The organism is Macellibacteroides sp., from assembly GCF_050251695.1.
GTDB classification, from domain to species: Bacteria; Bacteroidota; Bacteroidia; order Bacteroidales; family Tannerellaceae; genus Macellibacteroides; species Macellibacteroides fermentans.
Genome location: NZ_JBFWMI010000025.1, coordinates 15,038 through 37,659, shown reverse-complemented (window position 1 = coordinate 37,659; position 22,622 = coordinate 15,038). Strand labels below are relative to the sequence as shown.

The 22,622-nt window shown below is 40.6% G+C and carries 17 protein-coding genes; 5 read left to right on the top strand and 12 right to left on the bottom strand.

Features of this window, described 5'->3' with window-relative positions; genetic code table 11:
• Positions 1–424 (bottom strand): DMT family transporter (locus AB7E53_RS05790; protein WP_446774682.1); only part of this gene is annotated, 424 nt, incomplete at its 3' end.
• A gap of 132 nt (positions 425–556) precedes the next feature.
• On the opposite strand from AB7E53_RS05790, the gene AB7E53_RS05785 reads away from it, so the two are divergent.
• Positions 557–1,354 carry a tRNA threonylcarbamoyladenosine dehydratase gene (locus AB7E53_RS05785; RefSeq protein WP_079681890.1) on the top strand — a complete coding sequence of 266 codons (798 nt, stop codon included), beginning with the start codon at positions 557–559 and terminating at the stop codon, positions 1,352–1,354.
• Here AB7E53_RS05785 and AB7E53_RS05780 read toward each other — a convergent pair whose 3' ends face one another.
• From AB7E53_RS05780 to folB, 5 genes are read right to left on the bottom strand one after another with little or no spacing between them, the layout of a single operon-like run.
• Positions 1,355–2,047, bottom strand: coding sequence for an HAD family hydrolase (locus AB7E53_RS05780; protein ID WP_446774680.1), 693 nt, complete (start codon positions 2,045–2,047; stop codon positions 1,355–1,357).
• A 33-nt stretch (positions 2,048–2,080) separates the two neighbouring features.
• On the bottom strand, positions 2,081–2,728 hold the full coding sequence (locus AB7E53_RS05775) for a MarC family protein (RefSeq protein WP_079681891.1): 648 nt from the start codon (positions 2,726–2,728) through the stop codon (positions 2,081–2,083).
• Positions 2,729–2,748: 20 nt separating this feature from the next.
• A complete protein-coding gene (locus AB7E53_RS05770) occupies positions 2,749–3,990 on the bottom strand; it encodes a PNGase F N-terminal domain-containing protein (RefSeq protein WP_179399302.1) in 1,242 nt (413 codons plus the stop codon).
• 6 nt (positions 3,991–3,996) lie between these two features.
• Entirely contained in the window at positions 3,997–5,439 is a 1,443-nt protein-coding gene (locus AB7E53_RS05765; RefSeq protein ID WP_079681893.1) for a monomeric [FeFe] hydrogenase, read from the bottom strand.
• 51 nt (positions 5,440–5,490) lie between these two features.
• Positions 5,491–5,853 (bottom strand): dihydroneopterin aldolase, encoded by a 363-nt coding sequence (folB, locus tag AB7E53_RS05760; protein WP_079681894.1) that lies wholly within the window; start codon positions 5,851–5,853, stop codon positions 5,491–5,493.
• A gap of 91 nt (positions 5,854–5,944) precedes the next feature.
• On the opposite strand from folB, the gene AB7E53_RS05755 reads away from it, so the two are divergent.
• Complete coding sequence (locus AB7E53_RS05755; RefSeq protein WP_079681895.1) at positions 5,945–6,301, top strand: bactofilin family protein; 357 nt, start codon at positions 5,945–5,947, stop codon at positions 6,299–6,301.
• A gap of 74 nt (positions 6,302–6,375) precedes the next feature.
• On the opposite strand, the gene AB7E53_RS05750 is transcribed toward AB7E53_RS05755, so the two are convergent.
• The 6 genes from AB7E53_RS05750 to AB7E53_RS05725 form a co-directional block, all read right to left on the bottom strand.
• On the bottom strand, positions 6,376–9,063 hold the full coding sequence (locus AB7E53_RS05750; RefSeq protein WP_446774678.1) for a 4-alpha-glucanotransferase: 2,688 nt from the start codon (positions 9,061–9,063) through the stop codon (positions 6,376–6,378).
• A gap of 88 nt (positions 9,064–9,151) precedes the next feature.
• A complete protein-coding gene (locus tag AB7E53_RS05745) occupies positions 9,152–11,692 on the bottom strand; it encodes an adenosylcobalamin-dependent ribonucleoside-diphosphate reductase (protein WP_079681897.1) in 2,541 nt (846 codons plus the stop codon).
• 254 nt (positions 11,693–11,946) lie between these two features.
• Complete coding sequence (gene dnaA / locus AB7E53_RS05740; RefSeq protein WP_079681898.1) at positions 11,947–13,344, bottom strand: chromosomal replication initiator protein DnaA; 1,398 nt, start codon at positions 13,342–13,344, stop codon at positions 11,947–11,949.
• A gap of 365 nt (positions 13,345–13,709) precedes the next feature.
• Positions 13,710–14,594 (bottom strand): MlaD family protein, encoded by an 885-nt coding sequence (locus AB7E53_RS05735; RefSeq protein WP_079681899.1) that lies wholly within the window; start codon positions 14,592–14,594, stop codon positions 13,710–13,712.
• A 44-nt stretch (positions 14,595–14,638) separates the two neighbouring features.
• Complete coding sequence (locus tag AB7E53_RS05730) at positions 14,639–15,787, bottom strand: N-acetylmuramoyl-L-alanine amidase family protein (RefSeq protein ID WP_079681900.1); 1,149 nt, start codon at positions 15,785–15,787, stop codon at positions 14,639–14,641.
• An 80-nt stretch (positions 15,788–15,867) separates the two neighbouring features.
• Positions 15,868–17,157, bottom strand: a complete 1,290-nt coding sequence (locus AB7E53_RS05725; RefSeq protein ID WP_446774676.1) for a M64 family metallopeptidase — start codon at positions 17,155–17,157, stop codon at positions 15,868–15,870.
• 189 nt (positions 17,158–17,346) lie between these two features.
• Between AB7E53_RS05725 and AB7E53_RS05720 the strand changes: the two genes are divergently transcribed.
• The 3 genes from AB7E53_RS05720 to AB7E53_RS05710 all read left to right on the top strand — a co-directional run.
• Positions 17,347–17,742, top strand: coding sequence for an HYC_CC_PP family protein (locus AB7E53_RS05720; RefSeq protein WP_446774674.1), 396 nt, complete (start codon positions 17,347–17,349; stop codon positions 17,740–17,742).
• Positions 17,743–18,077: 335 nt separating this feature from the next.
• On the top strand, positions 18,078–21,950 hold the full coding sequence (locus AB7E53_RS05715) for an efflux RND transporter permease subunit (protein ID WP_446774672.1): 3,873 nt from the start codon (positions 18,078–18,080) through the stop codon (positions 21,948–21,950).
• Between the two features lie 19 nt (positions 21,951–21,969).
• Positions 21,970–22,622, top strand: a 653-nt coding sequence (locus tag AB7E53_RS05710; RefSeq protein WP_446774684.1) for a TolC family protein, incomplete at its 3' end; no start/stop codon positions are given.

The window sequence follows — 22,622 nt, the reverse complement described above, 5'->3', positions numbered from 1 at the left end:
TCAATACAGATAGAGCGATGCCAGAGAGGGTGACCAGCATTCCAGCTATAGCTTGAATTGATAATTTTTCGCCAAGAATTAACCATCCGGAAAAAGCGGCGGCAATAGGGGCTAGAGTCATAAAGAGTTGTCCAAAACGTGACCCTATCAGAACATAAGCATTGAAAAGACAATAATCTCCTAGTACATAGCCTACAAAGCCTGATAATGATAGCCAGAACCAAGTACGTCCATCAGCGTATATTGGTAGAGGTGAACCGGTAAACCACCACAATGTGATTCCCAAAAAAAGCAGGGAGAGAGACATACGGATCACGTTGAGTTGCAAAGAGCCCAGTCGTTTACTACCCACTTCGGCAAATAGGGCTGTGGCTGTCCATGAAATGGCAACACCAACAGAAAGAATCTCACCAAAATATTGCATTTCCTAAAATTTGCGCGCAAAGGTACATTTTTTATATCTTTCGTGGTTAAAAATGGTTGTATTCTTATCCAGGTTTTTGTGTTGCTGTATTTTGTTGTATTTTTGCGGCCAAAATCAATGCAAATATATTGAATGGGGTTAGAAAAAGGTATTTTTAAACGTACGGAGTTATTGGTTGGCAATGATTGGATGACACGTATTGCATCAGCTCGTGTAATAATTTTCGGAGTAGGTGGTGTAGGTAGCTGGTGTGCTGAGAGTCTGGTTAGATCGGGAGTCAGATATCTTACAATTGTTGATTCCGACCGTATCTGTGTCACCAACATTAATCGTCAGTTGATGGCCACGACTAAGACCGTGGGCAGAGTAAAGGTGGATGTACTTAAAGAGCGTTTACTTGATATTAACCCATTGGCCGAAATAACTGCGCTGCAGCAGATTTACAGTGCTGAAACAGCCGATTCGTTTGCCTTACATTCTTACGATTATATTATAGATGCGATTGATAGTCTGGAAAATAAAGCCGACTTGATTCGTAGGGCAACAAAAACAGACGCGGTATTCTTTTCCTCAATGGGAGCTGCCCTGAAAATGAATCCGTTAAAAATTGAAGTCGCCGAGTTCTGGAAAGTAAAGGGTTGTCCGTTAGCTGCAGCACTTCGCCGGAAAATGAAAAAAGGCGAGAAGCCTTCAAAAAAATTTAAATGCGTGTTTAGTGAGGAGTTACTCGAAAACAGAGGCGCTAATTCCTCTTGTGGTACAAGTGCTTGTCTATGTCCGAAATCTCATAATGCACCCGGAGATCCGGATCTTGCCAACCATGAATGGTGCAGTTCGAAGGCACGCATTAATGGAACACTCGCCCATACAACTGCAATGTTTGGTTTTACACTTGCAGGCTTGGTGATGCAGGATTTGTGTAAGGAATAATCATAGGAAATCGACAATATCCCATAATGTGCCAACCTCTTTGAATCTGGAATTTTGTTGAGGTGCTTCGGCTGTTTCGTGCGCCCAAGTAGTTTTATACGGAACGTGAATGGCATAACAGCCAAGACTGAGTGGGGGAAGAATATCCGATTTCATAGAATTACCAGTCATAAGAAATTCTTCTGGTTGTATGTCCAGATGATTTAACAGTTGTCGGTATGTCTGGGGTGTTTTGTCACTTATTATTTCTACGTGATGAAACAGGTGTGCAATACCGGAACGAAGAAGTTTACGCTCCTGATCCAGCAAGTCTCCCTTGGTTACAACAATGAGTTTGTATTTTCCATACAGGGCATTGAGTGTTTTGTGAACATCTGGTAATAATTCGACGGGTTGTTCGAGTTGTTCTTTTCCAAAAATAAGTATTTGATGTAAAAGAGAGGCGGTTGCCTGATCCCCTGCAAGCTTAATCGCCGTTTCCATAACAGAGAGTATATAAGCTTTAACTCCATACCCGTACAGTGGCATATTTTGCATTTCTGTACGATACAGTTGATCGGCAACAATTTCTTTGCTTGCGTATGGGGCTAGCAATTTATATAGTTTATGCTCGGTTTCTAAAAAATAACTTTCATTAATCCAAAGGGTGTCATCTGCATCGAATCCGATTACTTTGATCTTGTCCAGTTTCATCTACACTTATGTTTAAATCTTCAATAATGTATTCTATTGTATAGGTGCTTGACGAAGGATGTCTATCAGAATAGGTTTGATTCCACTTACAAAGAATTCGATAGCAATAACCATAAGAATAAGTCCCATCAGACGCATCATCACATTATTGCCAGTCTCGCCTATGATTTTATTAATGCGGGTTGCCGCACGCAAAATGATGAATGTTAGCAGATATACGATCGCAATAGAGGCAATAAGTACTACCTGCATCCAAAATGTATCAGCCTCTTCCATAAGTACAATTGCGTTAGTAATGGATCCCGGTCCGCAAATCATAGGAATGGCAAGGGGGGTGATTGAAATATCTTTGGCATAAGTTTTGATCTCGTCTTCCTTGAGTTTTACTTTTGTGATACGAGCCTGAAGCATGTCCCAACCTATGGCAAAGAAAATAACTCCACCAACGACCCGGAAGCCGTTGGTGGAGATACCAAAAAATTTAAACAATAGCTGACCAGAAACAGCGAACATCACCAATGTGATAAAAGATACGATGGTAGCCCTCTTTACAATGGCTTTCCGCTCCATATCAGAAAACCCGTCAGTCATGGTTAGAAAGATAGGCATGATGCTGAGTGGATTGGTCAGCGTAAAAAAAGAGGTGAGGCACAGTAGTGCGAAAGGTAACAACGTATCCATGGTACAGCTTATTTAGAAATTTATTTATCCCAAACCAAATAGGCTGAAATGAGCCAGTGGTTTAGTTCGTTGTCTTTGATGTTTTGAGCTTCAGGAATGCTGAAGGTGATTGTATGACTTCCTTCACCAAGGTTAGGAAGAGCAACCTCTACCGGTTTTACATCGCTGCCCGGACACCAGTTGGAGCGTGATAAATCTGAAGAAGCCAATGGTTCTTCCACCAACTTCTTTTGGTATCCACCTTTGCCAATATAGGCTGCCAGACGTTCACGCAGCCACACACCTGTTGCAGGATTAAAACGACGGAACGAAGCGCAATCGTCACGCCATGGTATAAAATTGAGCACCTCTTTACCATCAATCGAGATGATGTTTCTCTTTTCAACAAACTCGTCTCCTCCAGAATGACCACCGTGGCCTGTTACTATATATTTCAGCTTTACGTTGCGGGCGCCGGCAGGAATGTTGAATGTGGTGGAAACGTCCTTACGTGCAAAAATATCGGGATAGGTTTGTCCCATATAGTATACCGTATTAATAAGAGGTTCCACGTGTTTTTGCTTAATAGCATCGACTCCTATCTGCGATTCTTCAATATCAAGTACAAGGCTTGCAATATAGCCTTCAGGTGTCCAGGTGTCAATAAATATTCCCACATAGGCTTCGCGTTCAAGCATTGAATACAGATCAGTAATATCTTGCTCCCAAACTACATTTTTAGCCCATTTATCAATGTAAACAGGTTTACGGGTACTACTCAGGCTATCATTGTCGTTACTATAAAATCCAACGCCGAAAGGAGTCATAAAGCGCAAAAGTTCAACAGTCGGTTTATAGTTCTCGCCAGCCAGTACCCCGATTAGTTTCTCAAGTTTGGTGCTGTCTACTGCAGGAAATTTCTGTTCTCCTTTGGCAATATTGAGTAAGTTTATTGCAGAAGATTTAGGAAGTACGAAGCATGAACCCGACTTATCCCAGCGGTCTCCATTAGATGCAAGAGTAACCTTCGCCTTTACCTTTACATTACGTTGATAAGGTGGTAAGGTTATTTTTTTTAGAATGATACGTCCGTTGGTAAGGTGAATCACGCTATCTGAAGCCGATTCATTAATACCATCGGGGTATTTATCCGGAGCAAAGCGTACCGGAGTCTGGTTAAATACTTGTAATGTCCTGTTTCCATAGGAGGTAAGTTCTTTACTTCCGCATGAGAATAGCATCAGGGTGCCTGTAAGGGCAGCTCCTAATAAAAATCTGTTCATATTGTGTTATCGTTTAGTAAGTTCGTTTATAAGTTGTTTCTGACCGGTTTTTTTGTCGTTGTGAGTACAAGGGCCCGTTACGCAACCACCTTCGCAAGCCATGACTTCAATGAATTGTGCAGGTGTTTTGCCAGTCTTAGCGAATGCACGCAACAGACCAATGTTCTTTTTATCAAGGTTAGCCACCTGAACGGCGCTAATGCTGTCTTGTTCTTCTTTTAAGTAGACTTTAACGGCGTTTACTACTCCGCCACTCTGAGCAAATCCATGGGCTTCACGTACAGATTTGAATAGTACGGAAAATGGTCGTGCTTCGTTAATATTGATGTTTAGTCCTGTTAAAATTGAACCAACCTCTTCGAAGGTTAATGTAAAATCGACACAACCATCTCGTTTTACCTCTTGTCGCTTGGCTACACAGGGTCCCACAAATACAATTTTTGCATTAGGGTATTTCTCTTTTACGATCCTGGCTGTGTAGTACATGGGTGAACCGGTGTGAGAGATGTATTTTTTCATGTCCGGAATGTGCTTGTTGGCAAGCTCAACGTATGAAGGACAGCATGAGGTAGTCATGAACGGTTGTCCTTCTGCCAGTTTTTCCTTCAGTTCTTCTGCCTCACGCCGGGTTGTTTCCATCGCACCTTGTGCAACTTCAACTACTTCGGCAAAGCCCATGGCCTTGATCGCTCCATATACATTTTCGATTGGAGCACTAAATTGAGCAAGGATGGAAGGGGCTACAATTGCAACCATTTCTTCTTTATTACGCAATCTTTGTAAAACATCAAATGCCTGGGAAATTTCAAATATGGCTCCAAAAGGACATGCATTTATACATTTACCACAGTAGATACATTTGCTTTCATCAATGTGCTCAATGCCATACTCATCTTTACTGATTGCTTTCACAGGACAAGCCTCCTCACAGGGAATCGGTACATAAACAATTGCATGATATGGACAGCTGCTATGACATTTTCCGCAGCTGATGCAGGTTTCGTGATCAATGCTGGCCTGACCGTTCTTTTGAAATACGATAGAATCTTTGGGACAGTTCATGTAGCAGCTACGGGCTACACATCCACGGCAAAGGTTGGTGATTTCGTAATTGACTTGTACACAAGAAGAGCATGCTTCATCAATTACGCATAGCAGATTCTCTTTTTTATTTTCAGTACGCAGCAGAGCCTTTTTTGCATATTCAGACAATGGTGTTAGTTCGTCAACTTCATCGCTCATGTCAAACCCAAGTAATGGAAAGGATTTGTACTTCCAGACAGCTCGCTCTTTGTGTACACAACAGCGACCTATTACTTTTGATTTACGGGGACTTAATTCCAAAGGAAGGCGGTCAATTTCATCCAGAAGACGGTTTTCATTCCAGAGTCTGACCAATTGCGCCAGCAATTTATGACGCACAATCATTACGTTATTGGTAAAAGCCATAGACGATGTTTGAACTTTAGGGTACAAAGATACATAAAAAGCCCTGATATATCAACGGAACTTTTCGTTAAGAATTATTGATGCGCTGTGTACCTCTCCCGAGAATGGAGGATTGAGTTTGGAAAGCTTTAGCGTTATCTCTTTTACGATTGGATATTTCTCTTTTATAGAGTGAACTATCCTGCCAGCTACATGCTCAAGGAGTTGGGAAGGTATACTCATTTCATCTTTTACCAGACCGAATAGCTGACTATAATCAATGGTATCTTCCAACCGATCACTTTGAATGGCATTGGAAAGGTCTGCAGTAAGTAATAAATTGACGACAAAAGTATTTCCAACCAGCTTTTCTTGTTGAAGAACTCCGTGATAAGCGTGGAATATCATTTCCCTTAATTCAATTTGTGTTGTCATATTGTTTTAAATTAGAGGTAAAAGTAATGAATTTAAACATATCTGACAAAAAAAGTCTATATTTGTCTCTTCACAAAAGAAATAGGATATGATGAATCTAAAACATAAGGAGGAAACTCCTGCTGGCGGACTGCATAATGTATTGTCGTCAGGTTCTGCAATAAAAGGGAATGTAATGGCTGATACTGATTTTCGTCTTGATGGTAAGGTGGAAGGTGATATTCTTTGTGGCGGGAAAATAGTGATAGGTCCTAAAGGTTCTGTTTTAGGCAATGTTACTGCCGAAAATGCGGAGATAATGGGCGAAATAGCCGGTTGTGTAAAAGTGAATGGCAAGCTGGTGCTAAAGTCGACTGCCCGGATAGCAGGAGATATCTGTATCCGATCAATCGAGATTGAGCCCAATGCGCGTTTTAACGGTAAATGTATTATGTCGTGCGAAGAGTAAGCTCTCCGCACGATTTATTTGCTGAATATTTTTTCTATAGAATATAGAATAGAACGTATTTAATTTTCTTCATCTCAATGCCTACCGCTTTTTCTAATCAGGAAGGATATCTTTTCATTTAAAGAGTCTGCTCTTATCAATTCCTCCAGATTGATGTGCATACGATACTGCCAGTAATGTCTGGAGTTAGCTGGCACGTTAATTCGTTCTGACTCTATATCGCTTCGTTTTATGGAATCATCTATTGCAAACCAATCTTGAAGTGGCAGGATGGTAAGCATGGATTGTGTTTCAAGATGATTGGATATAATTTGTCTTGCTATATCTTCCCTGCATTCATCTGGAGCTACTCCAACCCTTAATAAAATCTGGTTGAAATATCGCTTGGTTTTATCCGGATCTTCTTTCCACCAGTTTCGGATCGGTGTCATATCGTGAGTAGATGTTGTACAAACGGAGTTATAGGGCAACGACAACAGATCTGAAAACTCTCTATGAGATGTTTTGGGCATACGTTCAATCTCCAGACTTAAAATCTGAAGCTTTTTCATCACTTCGGGTACAGAATCTGGTATCATACCCAAATCTTCTCCACAAACCAGCATGTCGGTACAGGCAACTAATGGTACTAAATGCTTATAGGCTTGTAATTTCCAATATTCAGTATGCCGGCGATAGAAGAAGTGCCAGTATAATTGATCGAATGCATACCGTTCGCTTTCCGAAAGTTCTTTATAAATGAACGAGTTCATTGCGGATATGCGGGGGTGAAACAACAGTTCGTTATGCGGATCAGGCAAGAAAAGCATCTCATTTGCTATGGCAAAAAGGCCCTCTTTAATGCGTTGAGATTTTAGATCTTCTTTGCCTTCGAACAACTTTTCGATTTTACGCTGTGTATTGCAAAATGGTTTCAGCACATAATGATTGGATGAAGATTGGGCAAGGAATGAGCCTTTTACTTCCGATGTAAGTTCATCAAATAATTCGGTTAAGAATTTTTGATGAATATGCGGTGTCGTAAAGCGGGCTTCATTGAAGGTAAGCCCATACTGCTCAATCTCGTTTCTGGAGAAGGGTAATGCTGGATTGAAATGACCGCACAATCCCTGGATAAAATCCTGTGGTATCTCCCAAATCCGAAAGAAGCCGAGGATATGATCGATACGGAAGGCATCGAAATAGTCGGACATTTTACGAAAACGTTTTTTCCACCAGGCATAGCCGTCTTTTTCCATCTCTTCCCAGTTATATGTGGGGAACATCCAGTTCTGTCCATTGGCAGAGAAGTCGTCAGGTGGTGCTCCAGCCTGCCCGTTCATATTGAAATACTTCGGCTCTGTCCACGTTTCCACACTGTTTCTGTTCACTCCGATGGGAATGTCTCCTTTTAGCACAATACCGTTTTTACGGGCATATTCACTTACCGAACTAAATTGGGTATGTAGGACAAACTGCAGGAAATAGCTAAATGCTATTTCTGGATATGCTTCACTGTTTTTGGCACAAAGAGCCTGAATTGCACCTTTGTCATAATTGGCGAATTTACCCCATTGACTAAATTCGGGAGTGCCATTTTTATCCCGTAGATAGCAATAAGCTGCGTATGGGAGCAGCCAGGATTCATTTTGTGTATAGAACGTATTGAACGCCTCGTTTTCAATACACTGAAGCCCTTCTTGCTCGAAGTAGTCGCGACAATAAGCCGTTTTGTATTTTACAACCAACTCATAGTCTACAGCCTCTTTTGCATTCAGATTGTGTTGTATCTCTGCATAAAAATCGGCTTTCTTTTTATCTTTAAGCTCACCCAACCAGTTTAGACTGATATACATTGGATGAAGCGCAAAAATAGATATGGCACTGTATGGATAGGAGTCCACCCAAGTATGTGTCATCGTGGTATCATTCATGGGGAGGGTCTGAATGATGCATTGTCCGGTTTTCCTTGCCCAGTCTATCAAGAGACGCAGATCAAACAAGTCGCCTGTGCCAAAACTGTTCTCTGAACGGAGTGAGAAAACGGGTATAACTGTGCCTGCTCCACGCCATAAAGGTTGTACGTCTCGATAATACAATCCGGATATAACTACCGCTTCTCCATTGGCCTGTGGTGGAAGGTCGAGTACCCTGTTTTCACCACCTTCCCAACTTACAATACTTCGTGAGTTATTATCATACAGGATAAATTTATATTCAAGCGGATTATGTAGTTCTGAAGCATCAAGGTCTATGTGCCATTCAGGAAAGGTATCACAACTTAGTTTGAGGGCTTTGTCGGGATTCCAATCACCTAAGCAAGGTTGATTTCCGGTAATTGCGACTGATTGATGTTTTTCTATACGTGGAGCACCAACTTTGATGGAAATTTTTTTATCGCTTTTAACAATACGTTCATGAGTGTTGCAGGGATGTGCAAAAAGACTGTGAGTAAACGCAGAGGTATAAAAGGCAAGATTGGCTGGTCGTACTTGCCAGTAATCATACAAAGAGTATTTTGAAAACTCCTTGTCGAAACTGATTCTATGGTTTTTTTCCCATTCTTCAAAAATTCTCTTTTCGTTTACACTTATAAAATACCTATATTCAACATATTCGGTATCTTCTGGTAAATCAAGTGTCAATTGCCAGTTCCCACCATCAGTATAAACCATTTCTTTTGCAAACACCGGATCCCAGGATCCTAAAGCCGGTATAGATCCGACAACGTACAACTTTTGTCCCCAAACGGTGTGGAAGTTTATTATAAAGGTTACTTTCATATGTATCAAATATAGTAATGGATACGAAGGTATAAAAAATGCGGAGAAATATCCCCGCATTTTTTAGAATAATTATAGTTCGTTTTTATTATCCGCATCTTGATGCTCCGCAATTGGTACAGATAAGGCATCCTTCCTGATAGATCAAGGTTTCATGTCCGCAATTTGGACACTTCTGGCCCTTCGCTTCTGTTCCGTTAGGCAGGTATTTCTTTAACGCTCTTTCCACGCCATTTTTCCATGTATTGATTGACTCGTTGTTAAGTTCAAGTCCCTGTACCAATTTGATGGCCTGATCGATGGGCATACCATATCTTAAAACTCCGGAGATAAGTTTAGCGTAATTCCAAAATTCGGGATCAAACTTACCATCCAAACCTTCGATAGTCATTTTGTAGCCACGCTTATTCTTAAACTGGAAATCATAATGTTTATTCCCGTCTTCGTCGTAACTCTTGATTATAGTTCCCTTTGTTACGTTTTTAGGAAGCATGATTCCCTCTTCATCATCTGCTAGACCAGTGAATATTTCATAAGGTTTTCCATTAAGGAGTCCTACGAAGGCTATCCATTTTTCTTTGTTGTTCTGGAATTTCACAACATCTGCTTCCAGCTCACGAGGGCGTTTAGCTACTATTACTGGAGGCTCCATGCAGTTTGCATCTTCTTTTTTCTTGGTTTTCTGAGTTGAGACAAGTACTCCGGAACGAGAACCGTCACGGTAAACAGTACATCCCTTGCATCCGCTTTTCCAAGCTTCAATATATAATTTATCTACCAACTCTTCATTTACATCTGCAGGGAGATTTATGGTAACGCTGATCGAGTGATCTACCCATTTCTGGATTCGTCCCTGCATTCTTACTTTTTGTAACCAGTCAACATCGTTTGATGTTGCTTTATAGTAAGGAGATTTAGCGACAAGTTCATCTATTTCTTCCGAAGAGTATCTCTTGGTTACAGAATATCCATTAGCCTGCATCCATGTAACAAAGTTATGATGGAATACAATGTACTCTTCGTATGCGTCACCGGTTTCATCAACAAAGTCTACACGAGCATCGGTATCATTAGGATTTACCTTGCGTCTGCGTTTATACACAGGAAGGAACACAGGCTCAATACCTGATGTAGTTTGGGTCATCAGGCTGGTTGTTCCTGTAGGAGCTATGGTTAAACAAGCAATGTTACGACGTCCGTATTTAACCATATCTTCGTAGAGACTGGGATCTGCTTCACGCAATCTGTTGATAAACGGATTTTTTTCTTCTCTTTTAGTATCATATATTTCAAAGGCACCCCTTTCTTTTGCCATGTATACTGATGATCGATAAGCTTCAATAGCCAAGGTACGCTGGATGTTTTCAGCCATATCTGTAGCTTCATCAGTGCCATAGCGTAATCCAAGAGCTGCAATCATATCACCTTCGGCAGTAATACCCACACCGGTACGTCTTCCCTGCAATGTTTTTTTCTGTATCTTCTCCCACAAATGACGTTCGGTTTGTTTTACCTCATTTGTTTCTGGGTCTGAGTCTATTTTTGCAAGAATCTTTTCGATCTTTTCACTTTCAAGATCAATTATATCGTCCATGATGCGTTGGGCAAGACGTACATGCTTTACAAACAGTTCGTAGTCAAAATAAGCCTCTTTAGTAAACGGTTTCACTACATAGGAGTATAAGTTCAGAGCCAATAACCGACAGCTATCGTATGGACACAATGGAATTTCTCCGCAAGGATTTGTTGAAATCGTCTGAAACCCAAGGTCAGCATACGAATCAGGTACAGATTCGCGGATAATAGTATCCCAGAAAAGTACTCCTGGTTCAGCCGATTTCCATGCATTGTGTATAATCTTTTGCCAGAGAGTGGCTGCGTCAATCTCTTTTACTGTTGTTGGATTTGCCGAATCAACGGGGTATTGTTGTTTATAGGTGGTTTTGTTAACGACAGCTTTCATGAAGTCGTCGTCCAATTTCACCGAAACATTGGCTCCGGTAACCTTTCCTTCGGTCATCTTTGCATCAATGAACGATTCTGAGTCGGGGTGTTTTATTGATACGCTAAGCATCAATGCTCCTCGGCGGCCATCTTGTGCAACTTCTCTGGTTGAATTTGAGTATCTTTCCATGAAAGGTACCAATCCGGTAGAGGTAAGTGCAGAGTTCTTTACCGGAGAACCTTTTGGCCGGATGTGAGATAGGTCATGACCTACACCACCACGTCGTTTCATTAGCTGCACTTGTTCTTCATCAATGCGGATAATAGCTCCATAGGAGTCGGCTTTCCCATCCATTCCAATTACAAAGCAGTTGGATAACGAAGCAATCTGATGATTGTTTCCAATACCAGTCATCGGACTTCCTTGTGGAACGATGTAACGGAAATGGTCAAAAAGCTCGAACAATTCCTGTTCGGAAAGAGGGTTGGGGTATTTTTTTTCAATTCTCGCAATTTCACCAGCGAGGCGATGGTGCATATCGGTCGGAGTTTTTTCGAAGATATTTCCGAAGGCATCTTTAAGGGCATATTTGTTTACCCATACCTTGGCGGCTAATTCGTCGCCTGCGAAATATTCTTTTGAAGCTTTAAATGCTTCGTCAAAGGTGTATGTTTTGTTGTCCACAGCTAATAGTTTTTATTACAGTTGCAAGTTTAATAATACTTTGCAACTTGACCAAATGTTATACGTTAAAAAACAGATGAAAATAGATAATTTCCAAAAATAAATTTTAATATCTTGATATTCATTTATTTATAAAATTTGAGAAGATGAAAAGTTTTCCAAAAAATAAAACCTTGTTTTTGTAGGTTTTCCAAAACAGAAAAGGATGCTTTTGTATACAAAAGCATCCTTTTCTGTTATTTAACGGAAGAAATTTAATTTTTGAGCTGTACTTCAATCTGTTCAACGGTAGAACGAAATGTCTTACAAGTTTCAATTTGGTCTTTAATTGTTTTGCATGCATGTAATACTGTTGCATGGTCTTTTTTTCCTACAATCTTACCAATGTGGGCAAATGAGCTGTCTGTATATTTTTTAGACAGGAACATCGTAATCTGTCTGGCTTGTACAACTTCACGTTTCCGAGAACGTGTTTGTATGGCCGAGAGTTCTAGATTGAAAAATTTACAAACAGTTTCCTGTATTGTCTGAACTGATAATTGTTTTTTCTCCAGGCGAACAGCTTGACTAACCACTCTTTTAGTTAATGGGAGGTCAATTTCCTTATTATTGATAACTGCGTTAGCCATTAAAGAAACTAAAATACCTTCCAGATCACGTACATTTTCGGTTACATTGGTAGCAATGAAGTTGAATACTTCATCTGGAATAACAATACCGTCATGATTGATTTTGTTTTTCAAAATCTTTTTTCTTAAATCTAAATCCGGACGACATAATTCTGCTGTAAGACCCCACTTTAAACGTGTAATCAAACGCTCTTCCATTCCTTGTAAGTCAACCGGTGCTTTATCCGAAGTTAGAATAAGCTGTTTCCCTAACTGATGAAGGTGGTTGAAAATATGGAAAAAAGTATTCTGAGTTTTATCAAGTCCAATCATCTCCTGAATATCATCCAGAATCAACACGTCAATGTTTTGATAGAAATTCAGGAAATCATTTATTGTGTTTTTACGGATTGCATCCGTAAATTGAACTCTGAATAGGTGGGATGATACATATAATACCTTCTTGGAAGGATGGACTTCCCGTATGCGTGTGCCGATAGCATGACATAAATGAGTTTTTCCAACGCCAGACGGACCAAAAATAAACAACGGATTAAAAGTTGTTTTTCCGGGGTTCTGGGCAACTGCTTCACCAGCTGTACGTACCAGCTTATTACTTGTCCCTTCAAAGTAATTATCAAAGCTGTATTTTGGATTAAGCTGAGGATCTAAATCCTGAGGAGCTGTTTGCACAAAAGGATTAGGAGCTTTGTTGGCACCCTGAGGAGCTACTTTTTTAACTGCTACAGATCCCTCTTCTGCAGGATAATCAACTGTTCCCCCGGTACTCTTGTCTACCATGACACGATAGTTCAAGATTGTACCTTGCCCTATTACCCTGTATAATGTAAGTTTAAGGACATTCACATACTTCTCTTCCAGATACTCGTAAAAGAACTGGCTGGGAACCTGAATGGTGAATTTCCTATCATCATACGACAACGGGATAATTGGTCTAAACCATGTGTTAAAAGCGGCCTCGGGGACATTGTCTTTAATGACAGCAAGGCATTTATTCCACAATAATTGATGATCAGTTTGCATTTTATTTTATTCTCTCAACTATAACTTTATTCTTAATGAGTACAAAGTTTATAAAATAATTCCAATAAAAAAAGTGTGAATTTGTTTGGTTAATTTGAATATTCAATATCCCTTTTAGTTTCAGGGAGTTACTGTTATTGGGTTGATAATCTGATTTTTATAAAAAAAGGGGATTTAAATCCTTTGTTACAAAAGCATTTCAGCCCTGCGAGGTAAAAGACTCGGGAAAAGCAAAAAGCCTTAAAATAAGGAGGTAAGTCCTTTTTGTAAGGCTTTTTTTGATGCAGTATCCCAGAGAAATTAAAAAATAGTTAATTAGATGTATTCTAAATTACATTAACATAATAACTCTGAAATCGTATGTTTTAGAACACTGAAAAATGAACGTATCGTTTTGGATTTTGTTTAAGATCAATAAGTAATTTAGATGCATTGTCTGCCGTACTGTTCAGGTTTTCATACAATGCTTTGTCGTTTAATAAAAGTCCAAGGCTATTGTCTGATGAGTTTAATTTCTCTGTTGTAAGCTTTAAATTTCCAAGCGTTGCATTCATCGAATTCACAGTTGTTTCGAGATCCAGTCCCTTCATTTCTGTACTCATCTCTGCAAAATTGGATGTTATCATTTTAAGATCGGATACAATTACCGGCACGTCTTTGCTTAAAAGACTGTTAAGCTGACGTGTAGAGGCTTCCAGATTACCGGTGGTCCGTTCAATTTGATTTAAAGACTGGTTTAGTGCCGGATGATTAACAATGGTATTCAATCCAACAAGGATTGAATCGATTTTGGGAATAAGATCTACCACCTGAGGAAGTAATTTATCTTGAACAGTCCCCATAATGTCATCAGACATATGTCCCTCCAACGTATCTCCGGGAGTAAGGTAATCCGTTACATATTTATTTAAATGAATGTGTAATTCACCTCCACTCAGCATGCTTTTTACAATGGCGATATAACTGCCTTTGTTAATTCTCATTTTCTCTTCCAGACTGATCTCTACGGTTACTTTATCTGTAGTTGAATAGTCGTAGATTATGTCCCGAACCAACCCAACCTTAAAACCTTCCACATAAACAGGGCTAGAAATGGTAACATCCTTCACATTGTCGAAAGTTACATAATAATGATTAACGGGTTGGAACAGATTTATACCCTTAAGGTAATTTACTCCGAAATAGAGTAGAGCCAGACTTACAATGGTGGCTAATCCTATTTTCGCTTCTTTCGTAAATACGTTTTTCATTCTTTAATATTATGAATTATTTATATTCTCAATTATGTATCTCATTAATATTTAACCTTTTTGCCATCTTTGAACGCGATGATAAAAGCATCCTTAAAATCCTTTGCCACTTTACGTCGCAATTTCTTTATTTCTTCAAAACTGGTTGTTTCACCATAAGTGTATTTAATCAAACCACCTTCCTTGTAAGAATCGATGTTCTTATATCCCTTAAAAAGCCTCGAAGATTCACTTAGCTTTTTGTCGGAGGTCAGTATTTGAATTTTGTAAATCAGTTTGCCGGAAGTATTTCTTTCCGATTTATCTGCTTTATTTACTGTGATATTTTCTCTTTCTGCTGGCGTCTCCTGTGGGGTTGATTCTGTAAGTTCAACCGGCCTGGCATTGGTAACAGCTCCATTAGATAAAGCACCTTGTTTTCGATCGTATTCTCTTTTGTATTTTGTAAAAGCGTTATACAAGGATCTAGCCAGTTGATTCTGTCCTTCGCTGGAGCTCATATAACGTTCCTCTTCTTTATTGGAAATAAATCCTAACTCAACAAGAACACTGGGCATGCTGGTCTTGCGAAGAACCAGAAGTCCGGCTTGCCGCACGCCACGATCCACCCGATTGGCAGAAGTGAATGCTTTTTGGATCTCAGAGGCAAGGCCTATACTTTGTTCCATATGCTTGTTTTGCATAAACTCAAAAATAATGTAAGATTCGGACGAATTAGGGTCGAATCCTTCATACTTTTGTAAATAATTATCTTCCAGTAGGATCGCGGAGTTTTCGCGCATTGCCACCTGCAGATTCTCATCAGTTCGCGCCAAACCTAAAGTAAAAGTTTCTGTGCCTTTTACATAATTGCCCCGTTTTACCGCATTGGTGTGAATTGACATAAACAAATCCGCTTTTGCACGGTTGGCAATTTCTGCCCGCTCATCCAATTCAATAAAACGATCCGTTTTTCGGGTATAGATAACTTTAACATCGTTATGATTGGACTCAATCAATTCTCCAACTTTAAGAGCTACCCCCAGATTGATTTCTTTCTCGTCGATTCGAGACCCCTGGGCACCGGGATCCTTCCCTCCGTGTCCGGCGTCAATAACCAAAACAAATTTATCTTTTGCCTGTATTTCCGGTCCACAAAAAAGAAGCGCAGCAATTGCAATAAAATATAATAGAGGCTTTCTTTTCACCTTCATGTAATTCTAGTAAATTTGGTACAAATGTAGTGATTTTTGCTTATTAAAAATGCCAGTACAGCTTATTTAATAAGATATTCTTATTTAACAGGCCTGTCTGTCAGGAAATTTATCATTTGCGTGATGCCTCTCTGGCATGCAGGACAAAAGGGGTGATAATTACGCATCATACAATTATTCATAGGGCGATAGATTCCTTTTGAAAGATATCCTCCACCTTCAAAAACCCCTATCTGTTCCTTGAATGTTTCGTTTAAAGGAGTTGGAACAGGCGTTTTTTTAGGAAGCAGATCTTTCCATTTACTTTCAAAATTCACCAATGTGGTGATGTTTGGCTCCCAAGGCTCATACTTAAGGTTGTAGAAATCGTTGTATGCAACTTCCGAATCAAAATACTCATCGGCTAACCCCGCAAAACTGTGGCCGAATTCATGTACAAATACAACCGAGGTAAGTTCATTATGAGCCGTACTCATGGCATAAAAATTATACATGCCACCCCCTCCATAGGTGTCGGAGTTCACAAGGATAAATATCGCGTCGCAGGGAACATTCCATACAGCATCCCTAATCGGTTTCATATCTTGCGATGTAAGATAACGATCGATACCGAATGTGTAATAACCCGAATTCAAAGCCGTATTTTTCCAGATACTGTCGCCCGAAACATCCATGCCACTCTCCTCAGACGGAATGCAAACAGCCCATACATTAAAATCTGATTTGAATTTTCCGAAGGGTGGCGTATCGAACAGTGTTTTAGTGAAACGTCGGGCGTCGGATTCAAATTTTTCTAATTCCTCCATTGTATAACCTTCGGCAAGGAATACAAGATCTACCTTTTCTGCAGAATCACCTTTATCCTGAATTTTAACAATCTTATTCTTTTTCAGAGGACTGCGGTCGATAAATATGCTTTTGGGATCAATCGTTTGAGTCATAATCGGATGAAACTCCATATCTGACTTATCCCTGGCGCATAATTCAATTCGTACCGGCTTTTGGGGAAATGGAACCGATACACTGTTGTTCCATGATTGCGTCTCCACTTTAGCTTGGTCGGTTGTTCTCCATTCCTCAAACAAAGTATTGAATCCACGTGAATATATCTTTTTCCCGGAAGCAAGATCATATACATTGATATAATATCCTCCGTAACCAAATGGGTCTTCCATATTTTTAACCGGACCGCCCCAAACAGGTTCTTCCCGCAGTTGTTGTACAGCAGCCTGCTGAATCGAGTCATTTCCCGTTAGTGAAAAATCAATACGCAGGGTTCTCTTTTCAAAATAGGATGAAAAGTCGTTTTGTGCATTGCCTACGTTTGTAGTAAACAATATTAAGAATAGAAGTAGAGCTGAATTTTTCATCTGTATATACGTTGATAAGATTCAAATAGTACAAAAGTAAAGATTATTTTCAATTCTATCGGAAGTTAGTGCCAAAACAAGCGGTATAAATAGATTGTTATACTAATATTAACAGAAATTTGATTAGCTGAAGTTGACAATTCAAAAAATAAACTGTTAATTTGCAACCGAACAAATAAATGATCTTTTGTGAGAAGATTTTTAGCATTCATATTGATCTTTCTATATGTTGGTGTTTCTACAGGGGTAGCCATCAACTATCATTATTGCATGAATAAACTGGCCGAGGTCAGTTTAGTTATGACAGATCAACATTTTTCTTGTTCAAATTGCGGACCCGATGATTCTAAAGATGGATGTTGCTCTGATGAGGTCAAAGCTATGCGTATTTCTATCGACCAGAATCTCACAGAAAGAATTTCATTGAATTCATCCTTTATGTATGTAGTCGCTGTGCTTTACGATATGCAGAGTATACTACTTACAAATGAAATATCATCGGAATCAGTTTCCCATTTCTCGTTCTATCCTCCCGGTTTGGACAGGCCTCCTCTGTTCATTCGAAATTGTACATGGTTGATTTGATTCAAGGCTGAAACTTTAGCCTGTTTTCATTCTGATTTTAAAACAAATGTAAAGTTTTTCTTTTTCTAAAAGAAACTGCTATCCCTTTGATAGCAGGTCATTACATTTATTTTGATTTCTAAGAAACGGAAACGTAGGCTTACTTTAAATACGTCCTTCAAGATGTAAATCAGTCGAAGAATTCAAAATTAACATTTGTACAATGTGTATGAAAACAAACAATGTAAATATATTAATGATATCCCGGAAGGTAAATCGCTTCCGGCTTTTGAATGCAATATTGTCCGGTACAATAGATTCGAAACGAGTAAATTACCCCTTAAAGTAACTGCACTATGATTAATAAGATTATTCGTTATTTTCTGGAAAACAGAGTTATTACATCATTGCTCTTGGTTGCATTGATTGGTTGGGGTATATCAACAGCTCCTTTCAGCTGGGGCGACGGAGGTTTTTTACCTCGCGATCCTGTTCCGGTAGATGCCATTCCTGATATCGGAGACAACCAGCAGATTGTTGCTACCGAATGGATGGGGCGTTCTCCGAAAGATATCCAGGATCAGATAACCTATCCTCTTACAACGTCTTTACTTGGTATTCCCGGAGTAAAAACGATTAGAAGCACTTCCATGTTCGGAATGTCTTTTATCTACATCATATTTAATGATGATGTAGAGTTTTACTGGAGCCGTTCGAGGGTGTTGGAAAAATTGAATTCCTTACCTCCCGGAACATTACCTACAGATGTGCAACCTGCATTAGGTCCGGATGCCACGGCACTTGGACAGATATTTTGGTATACGTTGGAAGGGCGCGACCCTAAGACCGGTAAACCTACCGGAGGTTGGGATGCCGAAGAGCTTCGAACAATCCAGGACTTTTATGTCAAGTATTCTCTGTCGGCCGCCGAAGGTGTTTCGGAAGTAGCTTCAGCAGGTGGATTCGTAAGAGAGTATCAGGTGGAACTTAACCCCGATGCCATGCGTTCGTTCAATGTGTCCGTTATGGATGTGATGAATGCAGTACAAAAAAGCAATCTTGATATCGGAGCTGAGACTGTTGAAATAAATCAGGCTGAATACCTGATCCGTGGTCTGGGTTATATCAAAAAGGTAGCCGATCTTGAGGAGGCTGTTGTTACTGTACGAAACGGGGTGCCTGTACGCATCAAGGATGTTGCATTTGTAAATCTCGGACCTGCAACGCGTCGAGGTGGTTTAGATAAGGAGGGGGTAGAGGCAGTTGGCGGGGTAGTTGTTGCCCGTTACGGCTCTAATCCATTAAAGGTTATAGATAATGTAAAAGCAAAGATTGAAGAAATGGATGCAGGGATGCCGCAGAAAGTGCTGGAAGACGGAACCGTATCCAAAGTTACAGTTGTTCCCTTTTACGATCGTACAGGATTGATTAAAGAGACAATCGGTACGTTGGAATCGGCTCTCACAGAGGAGGTTTTGATCTGTATCATCGTTATAATCGTCCTGATTTTTAATCTACGTGCCTCTTTCATAATTGCGAGTATGCTTCCGTTGGCGGTGTTATCTACATTTATTATCATGCGGAATGTGGGAGTAGATGCTAACATTGTAGCTCTGTCCGGAATCGCAATCGCTATTGGAGTTATGGTAGATATAGGTGTTGTGTTCGTTGAAAATGTAATCAGACATATGGAAATGCCCGAAAATAAGGGTATCAACAAAGGCAAGCCTTTTGTAAACCTTATTCATAAGGCTATCGGTGAAGTTTCCGGAGCAGTGCTTACAGGTATGCTTACAACGGTTATCAGCTTTATACCTGTATTTGCCATGGAAGCCCAGGAGGGAAAAATGTTTCATCCGTTGGCATTTACCAAGACATTTGCCCTTGCTTCTGCGTTTATACTGGGTGTAGTGGTATTGCCTACACTTACGTATTTCCTGTTTTCGATCCGTTCAAATTCTGCATTGCTGCGAAAGGGCTTAAATTACTTACTTATAACAGCAGGTGTAGTACTTCTGATCATATATGGAAGTGTGCCGGCTTTGGGACTTACAGCCGTTGGGTTCAATAATTTATTGGCTTACAGGTGGAAAAATCCAAAGATTTCAACCTATATCAATATTGGTATTACATTATTGATAACCCTTTATTATTTATCGGAGGGTTGGTTGCCCATGGGACCCGAAAATGGAATTACTCCCAATATTCTGTTTGTAGCCGGTAGTGTAGCCGTTATAATGTTCGTATTTGCTCTGCTGGTCCATTTTTATGAAAGGATATTAAGATGGTGTCTCGAAAATAGATGGAAATTCATGTCTATCCCATTGTTCACCATACTCTTCGGGCTACTAATTTGGTTGGGTTTTGATAAAACCTTTGGTTTTCTGGCAACTGGAGCAGAAGGAGTGGGGTGGAAAACTGTTCGTCAAACCTCTTTGTGGACAAGTGCTTCAGAAACATTTCCCGGAATCGGACAAGAGTTTATGCCCAGTCTGAATGAAGGATCGTTTCTCCTGATGCCTACCAGCATGCCACATACGGGTGTGGAGCAAAACTTAAAATTGATTGAAACTTTAGATCGCAGGTTAGCTGCAATACCGGAAGTGGATGTAGCTGTTGGGAAATGGGGTCGTGTAAATTCAGCTCTGGATCCGGCTCCTGTGCAGATGTTCGAGAATACGATAAACTACCGTCCCGAATATATCCTGGATAGCGACGGACATCGTATGCGCTTTAAAGTGAACAGCAAGGGAGAGTTCTTGCTTAAAGGAGGAGGTGTTTATAATCCTGCCGACGGATTCAGGATAATTCCTGCTGATAGCCTGATTGCCGATCGCTACGGCGATTACCTGCGCCAATGGCGTCCTGAAATTAAGAGTAGCAATGATATCTGGCAAGAGATTGTGAATGTAACCCACCTTCCCGGACTAACATCCGCACCCAAACTGCAACCTATCGAAGCACGACAGGTGATGTTGTCGACCGGAATGCGTGCGCCGATGGGTATAAAAGTATACGGCCCCGATCTGGAAGCAATCGAAGAAGGAGGAAAGGCCCTTGAGCAAGCCTTGAAAGAGGTTCCGTCGGTCATTCCTTCGTCCGTATTTTATGATAGGGCAGTGGGGGCACCCTACCTCGAGATTGAATTGAATCGTACCAATATGGCCAGATACGGGGTTAATGTATCCGATATGCAGGAGGTATTGGGTGCCGCCGTTGGAGGTATGGTACTAACCACCACTGTAGAAGGAAGAGAACGATTCCCGGTCAGACTTCGTTATGCCCGCGAATTACGTGATAGTCCGGAAGAGCTTGCCAAGTTGTTGATTCCTACGGCTACGGGCGTTCAGGTACCTTTGGAGGAGCTGGCAGATATCAGCTACGAACGTGGAGCTCAAATGATTCAAAGTGAGAACACCTTTTTATTAGGATATGTAATCTTTGACAAGTTGGCAGGCAAAGCCGAAGTCGATGTGGTAAAAGAGGCATCCAGGATACTGGAAGATAAGATAGCAAACGGCGAATTAAAACTGGCCAAAGGGGTTTCTTATAAATTTGCCGGAAATTATGAACAACAGGAGCGTGCAACTAAACGTTTAATGATTGTTATCCCTATTGCGCTTCTTTCTATCTTGATGATCCTTTATTTCCAATTCCGTACTGTAACAGCTTCTTTTATTCATTTTTCGGGAGTATTTGTAGCATTTGCCGGAGGTTTTATCTTTTTATGGCTTTACGGACAAGATTGGTTCATGAATTTCTCGTTGAATAACATAAATATGCGCGACCTCTTCCAGATGCATCCTATAAACCTAAGTGTAGCCGTATGGGTTGGATTTATAGCTCTGTTTGGTATTGCGACCGATGATGGGGTGTTGATGGGGACATACATTCATGATGTATTTGTGGAGCGAAATCCTAAAACCAGGATTGCCATTCGCGAGGCAGTAGTATTTGCAGGTAATAAAAGGGTTCGCCCGGCAGCTATGACTACGGCTTCAACACTGATTGCCCTGTTACCTGTGTTAACTTCTGCAGGCAAAGGTGCAGATATCATGGTGCCTATGTCTATCCCCACTTTCGGTGGTATGTTGATTCAATCCATGACCATGTTTGTTGTACCCGTATTACAATGTTGGTGGCGTGAGGGGGTATTGAAACGAGAACAGAGAAAGGAAAAAAAACAGAATGAATTACAAACAATGAAGGAGACAGAATATGAAGAATAAAATAATAAAATACAGTCTGATGTGGATTGCACTCTGGTTTTCTTCAGTAACAATCTATGCATCCGAAACCGATAGCCTTACCTACTATTTACGTATGGCAGCACAAAACAATCCGCAGGTAAAGGCCGCGTTTGCCGGGTATAAAGCTTCGTTAGAGCGTATACCCCAAGCGGGAGCCTATGCTGATCCGGAGCTTGAGATAGGTTATTTTCTGGAACCAATGGAAACCCTTATGGGAAAACAAAAAGCCGATCTCACACTGATGCAGATGTTTCCCTGGTTCGGTACCCAAAAGGCGGCCCGTACAGAGGCGGCAGAGATGGCGCGTATGAAGTACGAGGAATTCAGAGACAGCCGGAATAATCTTTATTATAGCGTCAAAAGTCAGTGGTATCAGTTATGTAACCTGAATGAACAGTATAAAAATACGGCAGCTAACATCGAATTGTTAAAGCAGCTGGAGCAGTTGGCAATCCGTCGTTTCTCTGCTCCGGGAAGCTCTGCCGGAGTAACTGTACGCCAACCGGTAGTATCTGCCGGCCAGAATGTTTCGGCCGCCTCTTCAGGAATGTCGGGAATGAGTGGTATGGCCACCTCTTCAAATGTAGGTACGGTATCAACGACACAGCCTGTTTCCGGAGGTACAATGGCGCCTATGGCATCCATGGGAAG

Excerpts from the sequence above, each read along its gene's own strand:
- AB7E53_RS05785 (WP_079681890.1), top strand. The coding sequence starts at position 557 with ATGGGGTTAGAAAAAGGTATTTTTAAACGTACGGAGTTATTGGTTGGC.
- AB7E53_RS05780 (WP_446774680.1), bottom strand. The coding sequence starts at position 2,047 with ATGAAACTGGACAAGATCAAAGTAATCGGATTCGATGCAGATGACACC.
- AB7E53_RS05775 (WP_079681891.1), bottom strand. The coding sequence starts at position 2,728 with ATGGATACGTTGTTACCTTTCGCACTACTGTGCCTCACCTCTTTTTTT.
- AB7E53_RS05770 (WP_179399302.1), bottom strand. The coding sequence starts at position 3,990 with ATGAACAGATTTTTATTAGGAGCTGCCCTTACAGGCACCCTGATGCTA.
- AB7E53_RS05765 (WP_079681893.1), bottom strand. The coding sequence starts at position 5,439 with ATGGCTTTTACCAATAACGTAATGATTGTGCGTCATAAATTGCTGGCG.
- folB (WP_079681894.1), bottom strand. The coding sequence starts at position 5,853 with ATGACAACACAAATTGAATTAAGGGAAATGATATTCCACGCTTATCAC.
- AB7E53_RS05755 (WP_079681895.1), top strand. The coding sequence starts at position 5,945 with ATGAATCTAAAACATAAGGAGGAAACTCCTGCTGGCGGACTGCATAAT.
- AB7E53_RS05750 (WP_446774678.1), bottom strand. The coding sequence starts at position 9,063 with ATGAAAGTAACCTTTATAATAAACTTCCACACCGTTTGGGGACAAAAG.
- dnaA (WP_079681898.1), bottom strand. The coding sequence starts at position 13,344 with ATGCAAACTGATCATCAATTATTGTGGAATAAATGCCTTGCTGTCATT.
- AB7E53_RS05735 (WP_079681899.1), bottom strand. The coding sequence starts at position 14,594 with ATGAAAAACGTATTTACGAAAGAAGCGAAAATAGGATTAGCCACCATT.
- AB7E53_RS05730 (WP_079681900.1), bottom strand. The coding sequence starts at position 15,787 with ATGAAGGTGAAAAGAAAGCCTCTATTATATTTTATTGCAATTGCTGCG.
- AB7E53_RS05725 (WP_446774676.1), bottom strand. The coding sequence starts at position 17,157 with ATGAAAAATTCAGCTCTACTTCTATTCTTAATATTGTTTACTACAAAC.
- AB7E53_RS05715 (WP_446774672.1), top strand. The coding sequence starts at position 18,078 with ATGATTAATAAGATTATTCGTTATTTTCTGGAAAACAGAGTTATTACA.